General features: G+C 74.9%; 1 pseudogene. It reads right to left on the bottom strand.

Annotated elements, in window-relative coordinates:
* Positions 1-506, bottom strand: a pseudogene (locus AC01Y6_RS11295) (hypothetical protein); the annotation flags it as partial.

The following is a 506-nucleotide window of genomic DNA, read 5'->3' as shown; positions in this document are numbered from 1 at the left end:
AGACCCCTTTGGCCTGGGTGAGGGGGGGTCGTAGGGCCTTCACCCCGCCCGCCACCTCCACCCGGTAGTGGAGCCCCGAGCGGTTCACGGAGAGGGGCAGGAAGGGGACCCCGAGGCGCCTCGCCTCCTGGCGCAGGGTGCTTGGGGGCCACATGCCCGGGGCCTCGTTGAGCAGGCCGGCCAGGAACTCGGCCGGGTAGTGGGCCTTGAGCCAGAGGGCGGCGTAGGCGTGGCGGGCGAAGGCGTGGGCGTGGCTCGCCGTGAAGCCGTAGCCCCGGAAGCCCGCCACCATGCGCCACAGGCCCTCCGCCTCCTCCCCCCCAAGCCCAAGCCGCCACCTGACCCCGGCCAGGAAGCGCTCCCGCAAGGGGGCGAGGTCCTCCTCGTCCCGGGCCCGGCTCAGGGCCTTGCGGAAGGCCTCCGCCTCGGGCCAGTCCAGGCCCGCCCCGTGGTGGAGGAGGCGGAGGAGCTGCTCCTGGAAGAGGAGGACGCCGCGGGTCTCCCCC

The sequence above is a fragment of the Thermus sp. genome (genome assembly GCF_056332225.1).
Note: the sequence above shows the minus strand (reverse complement) of the source record. Positions and strands in the feature narration are given on the sequence as shown.